This window comes from Halomonas sp. B23F22_3 (assembly GCF_043496965.1).
Classification (GTDB): domain Bacteria; phylum Pseudomonadota; class Gammaproteobacteria; order Pseudomonadales; family Halomonadaceae; genus Halomonas.
In genome coordinates, this window is record NZ_JBIEKG010000003.1 from 293118 (window position 1) to 308344 (window position 15227).

14 protein-coding genes are annotated in these 15227 nt (G+C 70.3%); 1 reads left to right on the forward strand and 13 read right to left on the reverse strand.

Annotated features, from left to right (window positions below):
- Positions 1–16: 16 nt before the first annotated feature.
- Together ACGTNG_RS07795 and ACGTNG_RS07800 are read right to left on the reverse strand one after the other, a co-directional pair.
- The gene (locus ACGTNG_RS07795; protein WP_394576445.1) at positions 17–712 is read right to left on the reverse strand and encodes an OmpA/MotB family protein; all 696 of its coding nucleotides are present in this window, start codon (positions 710–712) and stop codon (positions 17–19) included.
- Positions 705–1556: a motility protein A gene (locus ACGTNG_RS07800; protein ID WP_394576446.1), complete on the reverse strand. Its 852-nt coding sequence runs from the start codon at positions 1554–1556 to the stop codon at positions 705–707. Before ACGTNG_RS07800 ends, ACGTNG_RS07795 begins: the two co-directional genes overlap by 8 nt.
- 189 nt (positions 1557–1745) lie before the next feature.
- On the opposite strand from ACGTNG_RS07800, the gene ACGTNG_RS07805 reads away from it, so the two are divergent.
- Entirely contained in the window at positions 1746–2945 is a 1200-nt protein-coding gene (locus ACGTNG_RS07805) for an EAL and HDOD domain-containing protein (protein ID WP_394576447.1), read from the forward strand.
- 39 nt (positions 2946–2984) lie between these two features.
- Here ACGTNG_RS07805 and ACGTNG_RS07810 read toward each other — a convergent pair whose 3' ends face one another.
- From ACGTNG_RS07810 to ACGTNG_RS07860, 11 genes are all read right to left on the reverse strand, one after another.
- Positions 2985–3689, reverse strand: coding sequence for an RNA polymerase sigma factor FliA (locus ACGTNG_RS07810; protein ID WP_394576448.1), 705 nt, complete (start codon positions 3687–3689; stop codon positions 2985–2987).
- Between the two features lie 65 nt (positions 3690–3754).
- Positions 3755–4156, reverse strand: a complete 402-nt coding sequence (locus ACGTNG_RS07815; protein ID WP_394576449.1) for a flagellar protein FlhE — start codon at positions 4154–4156, stop codon at positions 3755–3757.
- Positions 4153–4635 (reverse strand): hypothetical protein, encoded by a 483-nt coding sequence (locus ACGTNG_RS07820; protein WP_394576450.1) that lies wholly within the window; start codon positions 4633–4635, stop codon positions 4153–4155. The genes ACGTNG_RS07815 and ACGTNG_RS07820 overlap by 4 nt, the downstream gene beginning before the upstream one ends.
- Positions 4632–6881, reverse strand: a complete 2250-nt coding sequence (flhF, locus tag ACGTNG_RS07825; protein ID WP_394576451.1) for a flagellar biosynthesis GTPase FlhF — start codon at positions 6879–6881, stop codon at positions 4632–4634. The genes ACGTNG_RS07820 and flhF overlap by 4 nt, the downstream gene beginning before the upstream one ends.
- A 3-nt stretch (positions 6882–6884) precedes the next feature.
- Positions 6885–8969, reverse strand: coding sequence for a flagellar biosynthesis protein FlhA (flhA, locus tag ACGTNG_RS07830; protein WP_394576452.1), 2085 nt, complete (start codon positions 8967–8969; stop codon positions 6885–6887).
- Complete coding sequence (flhB, locus tag ACGTNG_RS07835) at positions 8966–10132, reverse strand: flagellar biosynthesis protein FlhB (protein ID WP_394576454.1); 1167 nt, start codon at positions 10130–10132, stop codon at positions 8966–8968. The genes flhA and flhB overlap by 4 nt, the downstream gene beginning before the upstream one ends.
- Before the next feature lie 136 nt (positions 10133–10268).
- Complete coding sequence (gene cheZ / locus ACGTNG_RS07840; protein WP_394576718.1) at positions 10269–10958, reverse strand: protein phosphatase CheZ; 690 nt, start codon at positions 10956–10958, stop codon at positions 10269–10271.
- A 36-nt stretch (positions 10959–10994) separates the two neighbouring features.
- Positions 10995–11384, reverse strand: coding sequence for a chemotaxis response regulator CheY (cheY, locus tag ACGTNG_RS07845; protein WP_315585899.1), 390 nt, complete (start codon positions 11382–11384; stop codon positions 10995–10997).
- A 70-nt stretch (positions 11385–11454) separates the two neighbouring features.
- Positions 11455–13152, reverse strand: coding sequence for a methyl-accepting chemotaxis protein (locus ACGTNG_RS07850; RefSeq protein ID WP_394576455.1), 1698 nt, complete (start codon positions 13150–13152; stop codon positions 11455–11457).
- A gap of 63 nt (positions 13153–13215) precedes the next feature.
- On the reverse strand, positions 13216–14277 hold the full coding sequence (locus ACGTNG_RS07855) for a protein-glutamate methylesterase/protein-glutamine glutaminase (RefSeq protein WP_394576456.1): 1062 nt from the start codon (positions 14275–14277) through the stop codon (positions 13216–13218).
- 93 nt (positions 14278–14370) lie between these two features.
- Complete coding sequence (locus ACGTNG_RS07860) at positions 14371–15225, reverse strand: CheR family methyltransferase (RefSeq protein ID WP_394576719.1); 855 nt, start codon at positions 15223–15225, stop codon at positions 14371–14373.
- Positions 15226–15227: the final 2 nt, after the last annotated feature.

Below are 15227 nucleotides of genomic sequence, written 5' to 3' on the forward strand. Positions count from 1 at the left end.
TGGCGCCTTGCCTGTGTTAGGTGTCTCGGGTATCGCGGGTCAGCAGCAGCTCGACCCGACGGTTGGCGGCGCGTCCCTCGCGGCTGTCGTTGCTCTCCAAGGGTAGAGTATCGGCATAGCCGATGGCGCGCAGCCGCGACTCGGACAGACCGCTCTTCACCAGGTGACGCAGCACCGAGATGGCGCGGCCGGTGGAGAGCTCCCAGTTGGAGGGGAAGCGGCGCGTGGCGATCGGCACGTTGTCGGTGTGGCCCTCGACCGAGATGCGCCCGTCGAAGGTCTGGAGCGTCTCCACCAGGCCCTGCAGCACTCGCTCCCCCCGGGCGGTCAGGCGCGCCTGACCGCTGGCGAACAGCAGGTTGTTGTCGATGCGCAGGGTGATGCCGCCCTCACCCTCGGCGACGCTGACGCCCTCCATCTCGAGGCCCTTGAAGCGCGGCTGCAGGCCGTCGTGGCGGGGCTTGAGGCCGGCGGCCTGGGGGGCCATGCCGCCGGCGACCGCCAGCGATGCCGAGAAGGCCGAGGGCGATACCGCCGGGCCGGCGGACTGGCTGTCGCTGTCGGCCTGGCCGTTGCCGGCCATCGAGAGCAGCAGCACGAAGAGGGTGATCAGCAGGGTCAGCACGTCCAGGTAGCTCATCAGCCAGCTCTCGCCGTCGCCTTCCCCATGGCCGGCAGGGTTGAGCGCCTCGCTGATCTCCCGGTTACGCATGCTGGCCCTGCTCGCCCCGGTCCTTGCCGCCCTGGGCCTTCTCGCCGCTCTCGCGACGCTCGGCGGGGGACTGCGGGTCGCGGATCTCGTCGTGGTAGTTGGCGACGAAGGAGTTGAGGGTCTCCTCGATGAAGGAGGGCAGGCGCCGCTTGGTGATCAGCGAGATGCCCTCGAGCACCATGTTCATGGCGATCAGCCGCTCCTCGGTGCGCCGCTCGAGCTTCACCGCGATCGGCTTGAACACCAGGTTGGCCAGCAGGATGCCGTAGAAGGTCGTGAGCAGCGCCACGGCCATGCGCGGGCCGATCACGTGCAGGTCCCCCGCCTCCATCACCTCCAGCATGTTCACCAGCCCCACCAGGGTGCCGATCATGCCGAAGGCCGGCGCGTAGGTGGCCATGGTGCGAAAGATCTGGGCCTCGGCATGCTCGCGCGCCTTGAGGCGGGAGATCCGCCAGCGCAGCAGGTCGAAGATCTCCTCCTCCTTGGTATTGGCGATCACCAGCTGGATGCCGGTGCGCAGGAAGGGATTGCGGGTATGCTCCAGGGCGCTCTCCACCGAGCGCACGTCCCCCTTGAGCCACAGCCGGGAGAGGTCGACCAGTTCCGTGATGTCGTCGCGGATGTAGGTGTTCTCGCGCCGGAAGACGATGGCGACCAGGCGCACGACCCGCAGCACCTCCTTCAGGGGATAGCTGATGAAGGTGGCCGCCAGCGTGCCGGCGACGACGATGGCGAGCCCCGGCAGGTTGATGAAGCTCTGCGGGGATTCGGCGGTGAAGAACAGGACGCTGGCGAGAAGCACGCAGCTGGCCAGTATGCCGATCAGTGTCGAAGGGTTCATGCTCGGCTCCGGACCGTAGGTAATGGGGAAATACAGGGGTTATCGGACGCCGCGCAGGATACTTTAATCTTGTCGCATCGGGGCGCGGACAGTCCTCGGACGGGGTGATACCCTTTGCATAATAAAATCTGCTGATGATGGTTCTCCACCATTCGTATGGCAGGCATCAGTCGCAGGGAGTGATACCGCATGACAGGTCAGGGCGTGACGGAGCGCTTCACCATCGCACTGCATCCGATCCACGATGCCGACTACCGGCACGTCGCCGATCGGCTCGTCTACCAGCACCACGACGACGCCGACGAGGATCCGGTCGGCCACATGGCCAAGGCCCTGAGTGCCGTGCTCTATGAGCTGGACGAGCACCAGCGGCTGGCCGCCCGAACGCTGCTCATCGAGCTGCCCGGCGAGTGGCTGATGCGCCCTGAGCTGCTGCCGACGCCGCCCGAGAAGGTGATCATCGGGGTGCCGGCGGGGCTCGACATCACCCCGGCGGTGATCGATCGCCTCGAGCGAATCGCCGAGCGCCACTACCGCATCGCCGTGCCCGATCCCCAGGGCCACCCCATGGAGGCCGCGCTCTTGGCTGTGGCCGACATCGTCGTGATCGATGCCTCCGGCCCGCTCGACCTCGAACGCCTGCACGCCCTCAAGGGGCGGGGCCTGCGGCTGCTGGCGGAGCACATCCCGGATCACGCTCGGCTCGAGCAGTGCCTCGAGGTCGGCTGCGATCTCATCAATGGGCGCTATCTGTCCCAGCCGCACTTTCACGCCACCCGGCCGCGGGGGCGCCATGGCAATCGTGCCGCCCAGCTGCGGCTGATCAACGAGCTCTATCGCGAGGACGCCGACCTGCTTCGCCTGCACGACCTGCTGCTGCAGATGCCGCATCTGCACGTCGCCATCCTGCATCGCGCCAACGCGAGCCATTTCGGCCAGCGCCAGCCGTCGTCGGACCTCCGGCGGGCGATGCAGGTGCTCGGCCTCAACGAGCTGCGCCGACTGGTGATGACCATGTCACTCGCCAGCGACCTGCCCTCATCGCGGATCACGGTGCGCCTGGCGCTGATCCGCGGCTTCATGTGCCAGAACCTGGCCGAGCCCTTCCGCAACATCGATCCCGAGGACGCCTTCACCACGGGCCTGTTCTCGATGATGGGGGCCCTGCTCGAGGAGGATCAGGCGACGCTGCTCGCCCAGGTGCCGCTCTCCGGCGCCATCCAGCGTGCCCTCGAGCACCACGAGGGGCCCCTCGGCGCCATCCTGGCGCTCTGCGAGGAGCACGAGCACACCCCCGGGGAGACGCCCCCGGACCATCCGGCCGAACGGCTCCAGGCCTGCTATCTCGATGCCCTGGAGAAGACCGCGGCCCTGATGGGGCGCCTCTAGCGCCCCGCCTCGCTTCCTGTCTCTGGCCGAGGCGCGGCGTCAACCGGTCTCGGCGAGTCGGCCGCGCAGGCGGCTGACCGCCTGGCTGTGCAGCTGGCAGACCCGGGACTCCGAGACGCCGAGCACCGCGCCGATCTCCTTGAGGTTCAGCTCTTCCTGGTAGTAGAGGGCCATGAGCAGCTTCTCGCGCTCGGGCAGCGCCTCGATGGCCTCGACCAGCTGCTGGCGCTTCTCCTGATCCAGCAGCTGCGCGAAGGGGCTCTCCAGGGCGCGGCTCTCGAGCCGCGTCTCGCCGCCCTCGGCCATCAGCTCCTCGAAGGGCAGCAGCTGGCCGCTGTTGGTGTCGTTGAGCAGGCGCCGGTAGTCGGCCAGGGGCATCTCGAGGGCCGCCGCGATCTCCGTCTCCTCGGGCGCGCGCCCCAGCTCCTGCTCCAGCCGCCGCACGGCCGCGTCCACGGCGCGCGCGCTGCGCCGCACGCTGCGCGGCAGCCAGTCCCGGCTGCGCAGCTCGTCGAGCATGGCGCCGCGGATCCGCTGGTTGGCGAAGGTCGCGAAGCTGGCGCCCTGTCCGGCATTGAAGCGCCCCATGGCCTCCAGAAGCCCCACCGTGCCGGCCTGGATCAGGTCGTCCAGCTCGATGCTGGCGGGCAACCGAACCTGCAAGGCGAGTGCCTGGCGGCGCACCATCGGCAGGTACTCCGTCAGCAGCGCGCCCTGATCGATCTTCCCTTGTGCGGTATACATCCTCGTGCCTCACAGCTGGTCAGCAGCGTCCCCCGCGTTACGGGGTGGCGTTGCCGGATTCGGTTTTACCGATGGTTCACGATCACCTGCAGCCCGCCGACCCGGACCGGACGCGCTCCCCGGGGCAGCGAGAAGCGAAACGCCAGCGGCGTGTCGGCCGCGAGCCCTGCCAGCGCCCGGGTGGTGCCGCGCATGCCGGGCAGTACCACGCAGCCCGCCGGATGGCAGAGCCGGGCGTTGAGGTCGCGGCCCGGCGGCACCCGGTAGCGCCAGGTGATGCTGGTGATGGCCTCGCCCTCGGGCGGCACGCCGCCCGCTCGCAGGGCGACGGACGCCGTGTCGCGGCCGGCCAGGCTGACCGAGAGCCCCGGCGCCTCGGCGACCCAGCTGCCGGCGGCCTGAAGCTCGCCGCCGGCCAGCGCCAGCGCCAGCGCCAGGGCCGGCCAGCCTCGCCTCGAGGGCCTCATGGCGCCATCACCAGCAGGTCGATGCCGAGGCAGCGCCAGGCCGCCTGACGCAGGTTGTTCAACAGCCCCCGGCGGGGCAGCTCGGGGGCGTGGACGGCAAGCAGCCGACGCGGCCCCTGTCGCTCGTGGAGCCGGCTCAGCACCGCGAACGCGCGGCGAAAGGCGTCCGGGTCGCTGCCGACCCAGAGCGCCCAGCGCGACTGCTGGGTCAGCAGCACCGGCAGGTGCGGGCTGGTGATCGCCAGGGGCACCACCCGCCACCGCGCGGGATCGCTCACCCAGCGCTGTCCCTGGGCCGCCCAGTGCTCGAGCAGCGTCATGACGCGGCGCGCCTGGTCGGGCGAGGTGCCCGGCAAGCCGACTACCACCAGCGTCCTCGGCGGTGGGCTCGCCTCGGCGGTGCCGGCGCGAGGCGGCTCGGGATCGTGCTGCGTGCCGGCCCACTGGCGCAGGCCCGCGGCCTGGTCGAACGCGCTCACCGGATCTCCTCCCGGCTGGCCGCGCCCAGCTGGCGCATGGCGTCCCGGGCGCTGAACAGCGTCAGCAGCGCCTCGAGCAGGGCGGTGTCGCGGCGCCGGCGGCGGCCGCCGACCAGGCCCAGCAGTTCCGCGCGCAGGTCCCGGCCGGCCTCGTCGTCGACGTGGTCGAGGTGGCTCGCCTGGGCGGCGATGCCGGCGGCCAGCAGCAGTCGCAGCTCGGGGCGTGCCTGGGCGGGCAGCAGCTCCACCAGGCGCTGCTCGGCGCGCCGCGTCTGCTGCGCGATGCCCTCGGCCTGGAGGTGGCTCAGCAGCAGCGGGACGGCGTCCTCGGGGTGGTCACAGGTCGTCAGCCAGAGGCGTTTCCCCAGCGCCTTGCCGCTCTCCGGGTCGCCGAGCTCGGCGAACCAGGCCGTCAGGGGCGTCTGGTCGGCGTGCTCCCGGCGCCGGCTCGGGACGGCCGTGACGCCGAGGCGCGACAGCGCGACGCGGCACGGCCGGCCGCCCAGGCGAGCGTCGACCCGGTTCGTCGGGGTGGCCAGCGCGGCGAGCTCGGCGAGCGAGCGCCGCTCGCCGCCGTGGATGACCCGCTGGGCGCCGCGGGCCTGGCTCGACCAGATGACCTCGTTCTCGCTCAGCCACCGCCAGGCCTCCGTCTCCGGCAAGGCAGGCAGCAGGTGCACCCGCACGCCCTGGGTCTCGGCGGCTCGGGCCAGCCGGTTGGCCTGGCCGGGAGGCTGGCGATGCTGCAGGTCCGGGAGCGCCAGCCAGTGGCCCCGAGCGTCGAGGCCGAGGTCGGGCATCGTCCAGTCGCGGCCGCTCATCGGGCGCCGCGGGGCCCACAGCGTGGCGACACGCGCCTGTCGCGCGGCGGCCTGCTCGAGCAGGCCATCCAGGCGCGGGGCCTGCAGCTCCTCGGGCAGGGCGGCCAGGTCCCAGGCCGCCTCGAGGTCGGGGAATCCCGTCAGTCCGCGACGCAGCCCGTTCAGGGCGGAGGAGAGTCGCCGCCCCTGCCCGAGCAGGTCGCCGGCCATCGCCCGGGGCCGGGGGGCCGCCGGTGCCTCGTCCAGGGGCAGGGGCGAGCGGGTGGCGAGCGCCTGGATGGCGAGTGCCCGGGGATCGGGCAGGGCGAGATCCTCGGGGACCCGCTGGCCGTGGGAGACGAAGGCGAGGCGCAGGCCGTGGCGCAGGATCGTCTCGAAGGCGGGCGCCAGCCGGCCGGCCTCGTCCTGCTTGGTCAGCAGGCAGTCGTTCAGTTCCGTTCCGGCGGCGCGGGCGGCCTGGCGGTAGCGGCTCGCCACCTCCTCGAGGGTCTCCGGCTGGCTGGCCGCGTTGAGCAGCAGCATCATCCGTACCCGGACGCGCCCGCCCTGCAGCTGGGCGATCTGCTCGATGATGCGGTGATCGCGCTGGCTCATCCCCACGGTGTCGATGATCACCCAGCGGCGTCCCCGGAGCAGCGGGGCCAGGCTGTCGATCGGCTGGTCCGGGGCCAGGGCGTGCATCGGGATGCCGAGGATCTCGGCATAGATCCTGAGCTGTTCGTGGGCGCCGATGCGGAAGCTGTCGGTGGTGATCAGGGCGACCCGGTCGGCGCCGTGGCGCTGCACGAAGCGCGCGGCGAGCTTGGCCGTGGTGGTGGTCTTGCCGACCCCGGTGGGACCGACCAGCGAGAGGATCCCGGGCGGCGCGAAGAAGGCCTCCTCCTCCTCGAGGACCGAGAGCCGTGCCGCCAGCCGGCGCTGCAGCCAGGCCAGCGGGCGCTCGTCGTCCTGGTCGCCACCCTCGGCGGCGTCGAGCTCGGCGGGCAGGGCGGGGAGCAGGTCGTCGGCCAGGGCCTCGCCGAAGCCGGCCTCCCGCAGCAGGCGCCTGAGCCGCGTGCGGCCGTCCCGGGCCGGCGCGTGGCGCGCCTGCTCCCGGGCCAGCAGCGTGCGCATGTCCTGCATCTCGCGCAGCAGCTGCTCGCTCATGGCGTGCAGGGCCTGGCCGTCGGCCGGCGGCTCGCCGGCCGGCAGGGCGGCCGAGGGCGACGGCGCGCGGGAAGGAGACGGCTCGAGCGCCGACGAGGCCGCCGGGGAGGGCGACGGCGAGGCGGTCATGCCCTCCACGGCGTCGTCGGCCATGGCCAGGATCTCGACGCCCTGCTCGGTGTGCCGGTTGGCCAGGATCAGCGCATCGTCGCCGAGGGACTCGCGCACCTGGCGCATGGCCTCACGGCTGGTCTGGCCCACGAAGCGAATGACGCTCATCTATCAGCGACCTCCTACCAGGGTGGTGACGCGCAGGCTGCGGTCGTCGGGAATCTCGGCCTGGGACATCACCACCAGGTGGCGCAGGCGGCGGCGCAGGAAGCGCGCGAGCATCGCCCGCAGGTTGTGCTGCACCACCAGCACCGGCGGCTCGCCGCTCGCCTCGTGGCGCTCCAGGGCCTGCTCGGTCTGGGTCATCAGCGTCTCGGCGAGGCCGGGCTCCAGGGCGCCGTTGCCGTTCATCGCCTGGGTCAGGATCTGCTCGAGCTGGCTGTCCAGGCCGATCACCTTGAGCTCCTCGCGGCCGGCGAACCACTGCTGGGTGATGCCCCGGCCCAGGGCGACGCGCACCAGCGCGGTGAGCTCGTGGGGGTCCTGCTGCTGCGGGGCGTGCTCGGCCAGGGCGTCGAGGATGGTGCGCATGTCGCGGATCGAGACCTCCTCCTCGAGCAGGTTCTGCAGCAGGCGCTGCAGCACGGTGAGCGAGATGGCCTTGGGCACCACGTCCTCCACCAGTCCCTGCTGCTCCTCCTTCAGCTTGTCGAGCAGCTTCTGCACCTCGGCGCGGCCGAGCATCTCGGCGGCATGGCGGTGGAGCAGGTGGTTGAGGTGGGTGGCCACCACGGTGCTGGCGTCCACCACGGTGTAGCCGTAGACCTGAGCATGCTCGCGCTGGCTGCTGTCCACCCAGACGGCCGGCAGGCCGAAGGCGGGATCCTGGGTCGTCATGCCCTTGAGCTCGCCGGTCACCTGGCCCGGGTCGATGGCCAGCCACTGGCCGGGGAAGGCCTCGGCGCGGCCGATCTCGGCGCCCTTGAGGGTCAGCAGGTAGGCGTTGGCGCCGAGCTCCAGGTTGTCGCGGATGTGCACCACCGGGGGCAGGAAGCCGACCTCCTGGGCGAACTTCTTGCGCACGCTCTTGATGCGACCGAGCAGCTCGCCCTGCTGGCGGGCATCCACCAGCGGGATCAGCCGGTGGCCCACCTCCAGGCCCAGGGTGTCGACCAGCTGCACGTCCTCCCAGCTGGCCTCCGGGGCCTCGGGCGCGGGGGGCGCCTCGGTGGCGATCTCCTGCTCGACCAGGCGACGCTCCTTCTGGCGCATCAGCCACCAGGCGAGCCCGCCCAGCAGCGCCGTGAAGATCAGGAACACCAGATTGGGCATGCCCGGCACCAGGCCCAGCAGGCCCATCACCGCGGCGGCCAGGATCATCACCTGCGGGTTGACGAACAGCTGGCTGATCATCTGCTGGCCGACGTCCTGGTCGGTGGTGACCCGCGAGACGGTGACGCCGGCGGCCGTCGAGATCACCAGGGCGGGAATCTGGGCGACCAGGCCGTCGCCGATGGTCATCAGGGTGTAGGTGCGCGCGGCGTCGGCGAAGCCCATGTCGTGCTGGAGCATGCCGATCAGCAGGCCACCGATGACGTTGACCACCATGATCACCAGGCCGGCCATGGCGTCGCCGCGCACGAACTTGCTGGCGCCGTCCATGGAGCCGTAGAAGTCGGCCTCCTGGGAGACGTCGCTGCGCCGCTGGCGCGCCTCGTCCTCGCCGATCAGCCCGGCGTTGAGGTCGGCGTCGATGGCCATCTGCTTGCCGGGCATGGCGTCGAGCATGAAGCGGGCGCCGACCTCGGCGATGCGCCCGGCGCCCTTGGTGATGACCATGAAGTTGATGATCACCAGGATCAGGAACACCACCAGGCCCACGGCGAAGTTACCGCCGACCAGGAACTCGCCGAAGGCCTCGATCACCTTGCCCGCCGAGTCGCCGCCCTGGTGGCCCTCCATCAGGATGATGCGGGTCGAGGCGACGTTCAGCGACAGCCGCAGCAGGGTGGTGAACAGCAGCACGGCCGGGAAGGCGGCGAAGTCCAGGGGCTTCTGGGTGAACATGCTCACCAGCAGCACCATGATCGCCAGGGCGATGTTGAAGGTGAACAGCAGGTCCAGGACGAAGGGCGGCAGCGGCAGGATCATCATGGAGAGGATCATGAGGATCAGCAGCGGGCCCGCCAGCAGCTTCATGGGCACGTTGGCCATCCAGTCGCGCTGGCCCAGGTATTGGTTCATCAAGGCCTTCATGGACGTGCCTCGTCAGTGTCGGCGTCGCGGGCCGGGACCTCGAGGGAGGCCGGCACCGGCAGATTCTCGGGAGAGGGCGGCGCCTCGCCGCCCTCCGTGGCTGCGCGTTTCAGGCCGAAGGCCCAGGCCAGCACCTCGGCCACGGCGGTGTACAGGTCCGCCGGGATCTCGGCATCGAGATCCACGTGGTGATAGAGCGCCCTGGCCAGCGGAGGCGCCTCCAGCCGGGGCACGCCGTGCTCCTCGCCGAGCTCGCGGATGCGCGCGGCCACCTCGTCGGCGCCCTTGGCGACGACCCTTGGGGCCGACATGCCGGTCTCCTGGTACTCGAGCGCCACCGCGTAGTGCGAGGGGTTGGTGATGATCACGTCGGCCTCCGGCACCTTGCTCATCATGCGGCCGCGCGCCATGGCCTGCTGCTGCTGGCGGATGCGCCCCTTCACCTGGGGGTCGCCCTCGGACTCCTTGTGCTCACGCTTCACCTCGTCCTTGCTCATGCGCAGCTTCTTGGCGTGGCTCCACAGCTGGTAGGGCACGTCGATCAGGATCACCACCAGCAGGGTCAGCACCATCAGGCCGCAGGCCTCGGCGGCCATGCCCATCGCCTTGGCCAGCGCCTGCTGGATCGGCTGGTCCATCAGCGCCATGAAGTCGCCGCGGTTCAGGTAGAGGAACGTCACGGCGACGCTGCCCACCAGCAGCGACTTGGCGATCGCCTTGGCCAGCTCCACCAGCGCCTGGACGCCGAACAGCCGCTTCAGGCCCTTGACGGGATTGAGCTTGCCCAGCTGCGGCTTGAGCGACTTGGCCGAGATCAGCCAGCCGCCGAGCAGCGCCGGGGCGACCAGCGCCACCACCGTCAGCAGCAGGAACAGGGGCATCAGGGCGTAGAGCGTGCGCTCGCCGAGGTCCAGCGCATTGGTGAGCATCGGCGTGGTTTCCAGCGCCTGACGCCGCTCGAACAGGAAGGCCTGCTCCATGACCACGCCCAGCTGGTCGTAGAGCAGGCCGCCCATCGACCAGAGCCCGATCACGCCGGCCAGCAGCAGCATGAAGGTGGCCAGCTCCCGGGAACGGGCGACCTGGCCCTCCTCGCGCGACTTCTCCAGTCGTCGTGGGGTGGCCTCCTCCGTCTTTTCCTGATCGCTGTCTTGGTCGGCCATGGCCATTCACCGGACGGTCGTGCGGACCCTGGCCATTGTGTCGCTGAGGGGGAAGGGGTGATGCGTCAAAAAGGGCCGGTAATCGCGGTCTTATCCGCGACTATCGGCCACATGGGGAGCGGGGAGGGGAAGTAGGCTAGAAGCCGAGCTCGTCCAGCAGGTCGTCGACCTGGTCCTGGCCGGTGACGATGCCCTCGGCCTCGGGCTTGACCTGGGGACCGTTCAGAAGCCCCTCCTCGCGGCGCCGGCCGTCGCTTTGCCACTGGTCCGTGGCGCGCTTCTGGAGGTCCTCGCGGGCCTTTCCCTGGGGCACGGCGTCGATCAGCACCTGCACCAGCTGGTGCTCGATCTCGCGAATCACGTCCATCATCTTCTTGATCACCTGGCCGGTCAGGTCCTGGAAGTCCTGGGCCATCATGATCTCGAGCAGCTCCTGCTGGGTCGCCCGGGTCCGCTGGGGCACGTCGGCCAGGTAGCCGCGGGTCTCCTGGACCAGCTCGCGGGCCTCGTCGAGCTCCTTGGGTTCGGCGAACCACTGCGCCCAGCGCGCATCCAGCGCCTCGGCCCGCTCGCTGAGATCGTCCTGCAGGGGCTGGGCACGATCGATGGCGTTGAGCGCGCGCTCGGCCGCCTGCTCGGTCATGGTCGCCACGTAGCTGAGGCGATCACGGGCATCGGGGATCGCCTCGGCCGCCCGCTCGATCTCCTTGTCGAGTCCCAGCTCGCGCATGCTCTCGCGCAGCATGCGCGTCAGCTGACCGATGCGCTGTACCAGCTCGTCGCTGGCCTCCTGCGGAGGGTCCTGGGACGGCATCTCGTTGCTCATCATCCTCGCTCCTTGGTGCCGGGCCTGTCGGTCGGCTTACATGCCCAGTTTTTCGAAGATCTTGTTGAGTTTTTCTTCCAGGGTCGCCGAGGTGAAGGGCTTGACGACATAGCCGTTGGCCCCGGCCTGGGCCGCCGCGATGATGTTCTCCTTCTTGGCCTCGGCGGTGACCATCAGCACCGGCAGGTCCTTGAGGCCGTCGTCGGCGCGGATCTGCTTGAGCATGTCCAGGCCGTCGAGGTTGGGCATGTTCCAGTCCGAGACCACGAACTCGAAGCCGCCCGCCTTGAGCTTGTTCAGGGCGTCCTGGCCGTCTTCGGCCTCCTCCACGTTGGTGAAGCCGAGCTCCTTGAGCAGGCTGCGCACGATGCGGCGCATGGTCGGGAAATCATCCACCACCAGGATGCTCATGTTCTTGTCTGCCATCGGATATCCTCTTCTGTCATGGCATGCGGGAGCCGGCACGTCGGTGCTGGCCGCTGTTACATCAGTCGAATCAGAACTCTTCCCACTCTTCCTCGGCGGCCGCCTGCAGTGCGGGCGCTCCCGAGGTGGGGGTGCGCGGCCGGGACGCGGCGGCGGGTGCCTCGGCCTCGGCACGCGAGGCGGGCCTGGCCGGTGCGGCGGCTCGCGTGCCCTCCGTCAGCTTGAAGACCGCCACCGCTCGCTCGAGGCGGTCGGCCTGCTCCTCCAGCGAGGCGGCGGCCGCCGAGGCCTCCTGCACCAGGGAAGCGTTCTGCTGGGTGACCTGGTCCATCTGGCCCACGGCCTGGCTGACCTGCTCGATGCCGTCGCTCTGCTCCTGGGAGGCCGCCGAGATCTCGTCCATGATGTCGGTCACCCGGCGCACCGAGTTGACCACGTCCTGCATGGTCGTGCCGGCCTGCTCGACCAGCGCCGAGCCCTCCTGCACCTGGGTCACGGAGCCGTCGATCAGCCCCTTGATCTCCTTGGCGGCATCGGCACTGCGGCTGGCCAGGTTGCGCACCTCCTCGGCCACCACCGCGAAGCCGCGGCCGTGCTCGCCCGCCCGGGCCGCCTCCACCGAGGCGTTGAGCGCCAGGATGTTGGTCTGGAAGGCGATGGAGTCGATCACGCCGGTGATGTCGGCGACCTTCTGGGAGCTGCCGGCGATGCCGTGCATGGTCTTGACCACCTGCTTGACTACCTCGCCGCCGCGCTCGGCGGTCTGGGTCGCCTCTTGGGCGAGGCCGTTGGCCTGGCGGGCGTTGTCGGCGTTCTGCCGGACGGTGGCGGTGATCTCTTCCATGCTTGAGGCGGTCTGCTCCAGGGAGGCGGCCTGCTGCTCGGTGCGCGAGGAGAGATCGGCATTGCCGCCGGCGATCTCGCGGCTGCCGACGTGGATGGAGTCCGTGCCGTCGCGCACGTCGCTGACGATGCGCGTCAGGCTCTGCTGCATGTCGCGCATGGCGGTGAAGAGCTGGCCGATCTCGTTGCGGCTCAACACCCGGATCGGGCGCGACAGATCGGCCTTGGCGATCCTCTCCAAGGTCTCCACGGCGACCTGAAGGGGAACGATGATGATCTTGCGCAGGCCCACGTAGATCATGCCCACCAGCAGCGCGACGAGAGCCAGGACGCCCAGCTGGACGCGCTGGAGCAGGATTTCGGTGTCCTTGTATTCGTCGAGCAGCGCGTCGCCCCGCGCATCGGCGTAGCGCACGAACTCGGTGAGGGCGGCGTCTTGGGCCTCGGCCGGCACCGACATCTGCTCGCGCAGCGCGTTGAACTCGTCGATCTCCCCTCGCCCGAGGGCCTGGTACTTCTGACGGGCCAGGGTGAGCATCTCGCCGAAGGTGGCCTCGACCCGGTCGCCGAGCTCGCTCTCCTGGGCGGTGCGCGGCACGCTGGCGAAGGCCTCGAAACGCGCCTCGGCGCGCGTCAGCTGATCCGCTCCTGCGGCCCGATGCGCCTCGGCCTTGTCCTGCTGGCCCAGCACGAAGAGGTTGGCCGCCGACTCCAGGTCGGCCCGGGCACCGCTCAGCAGGGCATCCGCCCGGTTGATCGCGTTGAGCTGGGCCACGTTGATCCGGTCGAGGGTCTCGAGGGTGTTGTCGGCCGAGCGGCTGGCCAGCTGCCCCGTGACGGCCACCGCGGCGACGAAGACCACGAAGCAGATCAGGACGGCCACCATGGCCGCGTGAATGCTGATGTTGCGCAAGAGGCGTGTCATGCCGACGTTTCCTTCTGAGTTGGCACCGGGCGTCTTGCCCGGTGACGGTGTGCGTCCTGGCGTCTATACCCGCTGGGCGCGGCCCGAGGCCGCCGCCAGGGAGAGCAGGCGCGGCGCGATCTCCTCAAGAGGCAGCACCTCGGCCGCCGCGCCCAGGGCGACGGCCTCACGGGGCATGCCGTAGACCACGCAGCTGGCCTCGTCCTGGGCGAGGGTCGCCGCGCCGGCCTGGCGCATCTCCAGCAGGCCGGCCGCCCCGTCCTTGCCCATGCCGGTGAGCAGCACGCCGATGGCGTTGCGCCCCGCCTGGCCGGCGGCGGAGTGGAACAGCACGTCCACCGAGGGGCGGTGCCGGTTGACCGGCGGGCCGTCGTCGAGGCGGGCCACGTAGTTGGCGCCGCTGCGGGCGAGCTTCAGGTGGGCGTCGCCGGGCGCGATGTAGGCGTGGCCGGGCAGGATGCGCTCGCCGTCGACCGCCTCCTTGACGCTGATCTGGCACAGGCGGTCGAGGCGCTCGGCGAACGAGCGGGTGAAGCCGCCCGGCATGTGCTGGGTGATCAGGATCGCCGGGCTGTTGGCCGGCAGCGGCTCGAGCACCTGGCGGATCGCCTCGGTGCCGCCGGTGGAGGCGCCGATGATGATCAGCTTCTCGCTGGAGACGATGGGCGCCTTGAGCGGCTGGGGCCCGGGCGCGTTGGGGCGCCGCGCCTGGCGCGGCCGCGAGCGCGCCGCGGCGCGGAGCTTCTCGGCGATCTCCGCGGCGTACTCCATCATCCCGTGGCGGATGCCGAGCGACGGCTTGGCCACGAAATCCAGGGCGCCGAGCTCGAGGGCGCGCAGCGTCACCTCTGAGCCGGACTGGGTCAGCGAGGAGACCATCAGCACCGGCATGGGGCGAAGGCGCATCAGGCGCTCGAGGAAGTCGAGGCCGTCCATGCGCGGCATCTCCACGTCCAGCGTCAGCACGTCGGGGTTGTGGCGCTTGATCAGGTCGCGGGCCACCAGGGGGTCGGGGGCCACGGCCACGACCTCCATGTCGGGCTGCTGGTTGATGATCTCCGTCAGCAGGTCACGTATCAGCGCCGAATCATCGACACACAGCACCTTGATGGGGTTGGCGCTCAAGGGGTTGTCTCCTGTTGTCTTGTCGGCCCGCGGGGCGGCCGCACGCAACGACCATGCAGCGTCTATCGGCCGCCGGGAGCCAGACTTTAGCGGTCAGCGCGCGGGCGTGCGGACGTAGACCGTCTGGCCGCGCAGGCGAAAGGCATCGGTGATGTAGGAAAAGCTCTCGGAGTGGCCGGCGAACAGCAGGCCGTCGGGCTTGAGCAGCGGGGCGAAGCGTTCGAGGATCCGCTTCTGCGTGGTCTTGTCGAAGTAGATCATGGTGTTGCGGCAGAAGATCGCATCGAAGGGGCCGCTTACCGGCCATTGGGGGGCGAGCAGGTTGAGCGGCTGGAAGTCGATCATGCTTGCCACTTCGGGGCGGATGCGCGCGAAGCCCTTGTGCGCGCCCTTGCCGCGTTGGAAGAAGCGCTTGGTGCGTGCCTCCTCGAGCTTGCACACCTGCTCCAGGGGATAGATGCCGGCCCGGGCCCGGGCCAGGGCATCGGTATCGATATCGGTCGCCACCACCTCGGCCTGGGCGGCGCGCGATCCCAGCGCCTCCATCAGCGTCATGGCGATCGAGTAGGGCTCCTCGCCGGTCGAGGCCGCGGCGCACCAGACGCGGACCTTGCCCGGGCGAGAGCAGACGTGCTCGGCGAGCAGCGGAAAGTGGTGCGACTCGCGGAAGAAGGCGGTGAGGTTGGTGGTCAGGGCGTTGGTGAAGGCCTCCCACTCGCGCGCCTCGGGCTGACGCTCGAGGCGCGCGAGGTAGTCGGCGAAGCGGGTCAGGCCGTGGTGGCGCATCCGCTTCGCCAGGCGGCTGTAGACCATCTCGCGCTTGTGCTCGGCGAGCACGATGCCCGCCCGCTGATAGATCAGCTGGCGGATCCGGGCGAAGTCGGCATCGGTCAGCTCGAGATCACGCTCGAGCCGGCCACCTCCCCAGCCGCTCTCTTCCGCCGGCATGT

Excerpts from the sequence above, each read along its gene's own strand:
- ACGTNG_RS07795 (WP_394576445.1), bottom strand. The coding sequence starts at position 712 with ATGCGTAACCGGGAGATCAGCGAGGCGCTCAACCCTGCCGGCCATGGG.
- ACGTNG_RS07800 (WP_394576446.1), bottom strand. The coding sequence starts at position 1,556 with ATGAACCCTTCGACACTGATCGGCATACTGGCCAGCTGCGTGCTTCTC.
- ACGTNG_RS07805 (WP_394576447.1), top strand. The coding sequence starts at position 1,746 with ATGACAGGTCAGGGCGTGACGGAGCGCTTCACCATCGCACTGCATCCG.
- ACGTNG_RS07810 (WP_394576448.1), bottom strand. The coding sequence starts at position 3,689 with ATGTATACCGCACAAGGGAAGATCGATCAGGGCGCGCTGCTGACGGAG.
- ACGTNG_RS07815 (WP_394576449.1), bottom strand. The coding sequence starts at position 4,156 with ATGAGGCCCTCGAGGCGAGGCTGGCCGGCCCTGGCGCTGGCGCTGGCG.
- flhF (WP_394576451.1), bottom strand. The coding sequence starts at position 6,881 with ATGAGCGTCATTCGCTTCGTGGGCCAGACCAGCCGTGAGGCCATGCGC.
- flhA (WP_394576452.1), bottom strand. The coding sequence starts at position 8,969 with ATGAAGGCCTTGATGAACCAATACCTGGGCCAGCGCGACTGGATGGCC.
- flhB (WP_394576454.1), bottom strand. The coding sequence starts at position 10,132 with ATGGCCGACCAAGACAGCGATCAGGAAAAGACGGAGGAGGCCACCCCA.
- cheZ (WP_394576718.1), bottom strand. The coding sequence starts at position 10,958 with ATGAGCAACGAGATGCCGTCCCAGGACCCTCCGCAGGAGGCCAGCGAC.
- cheY (WP_315585899.1), bottom strand. The coding sequence starts at position 11,384 with ATGGCAGACAAGAACATGAGCATCCTGGTGGTGGATGATTTCCCGACC.
- ACGTNG_RS07850 (WP_394576455.1), bottom strand. The coding sequence starts at position 13,152 with ATGACACGCCTCTTGCGCAACATCAGCATTCACGCGGCCATGGTGGCC.
- ACGTNG_RS07860 (WP_394576719.1), bottom strand. The coding sequence starts at position 15,225 with ATGCCGGCGGAAGAGAGCGGCTGGGGAGGTGGCCGGCTCGAGCGTGAT.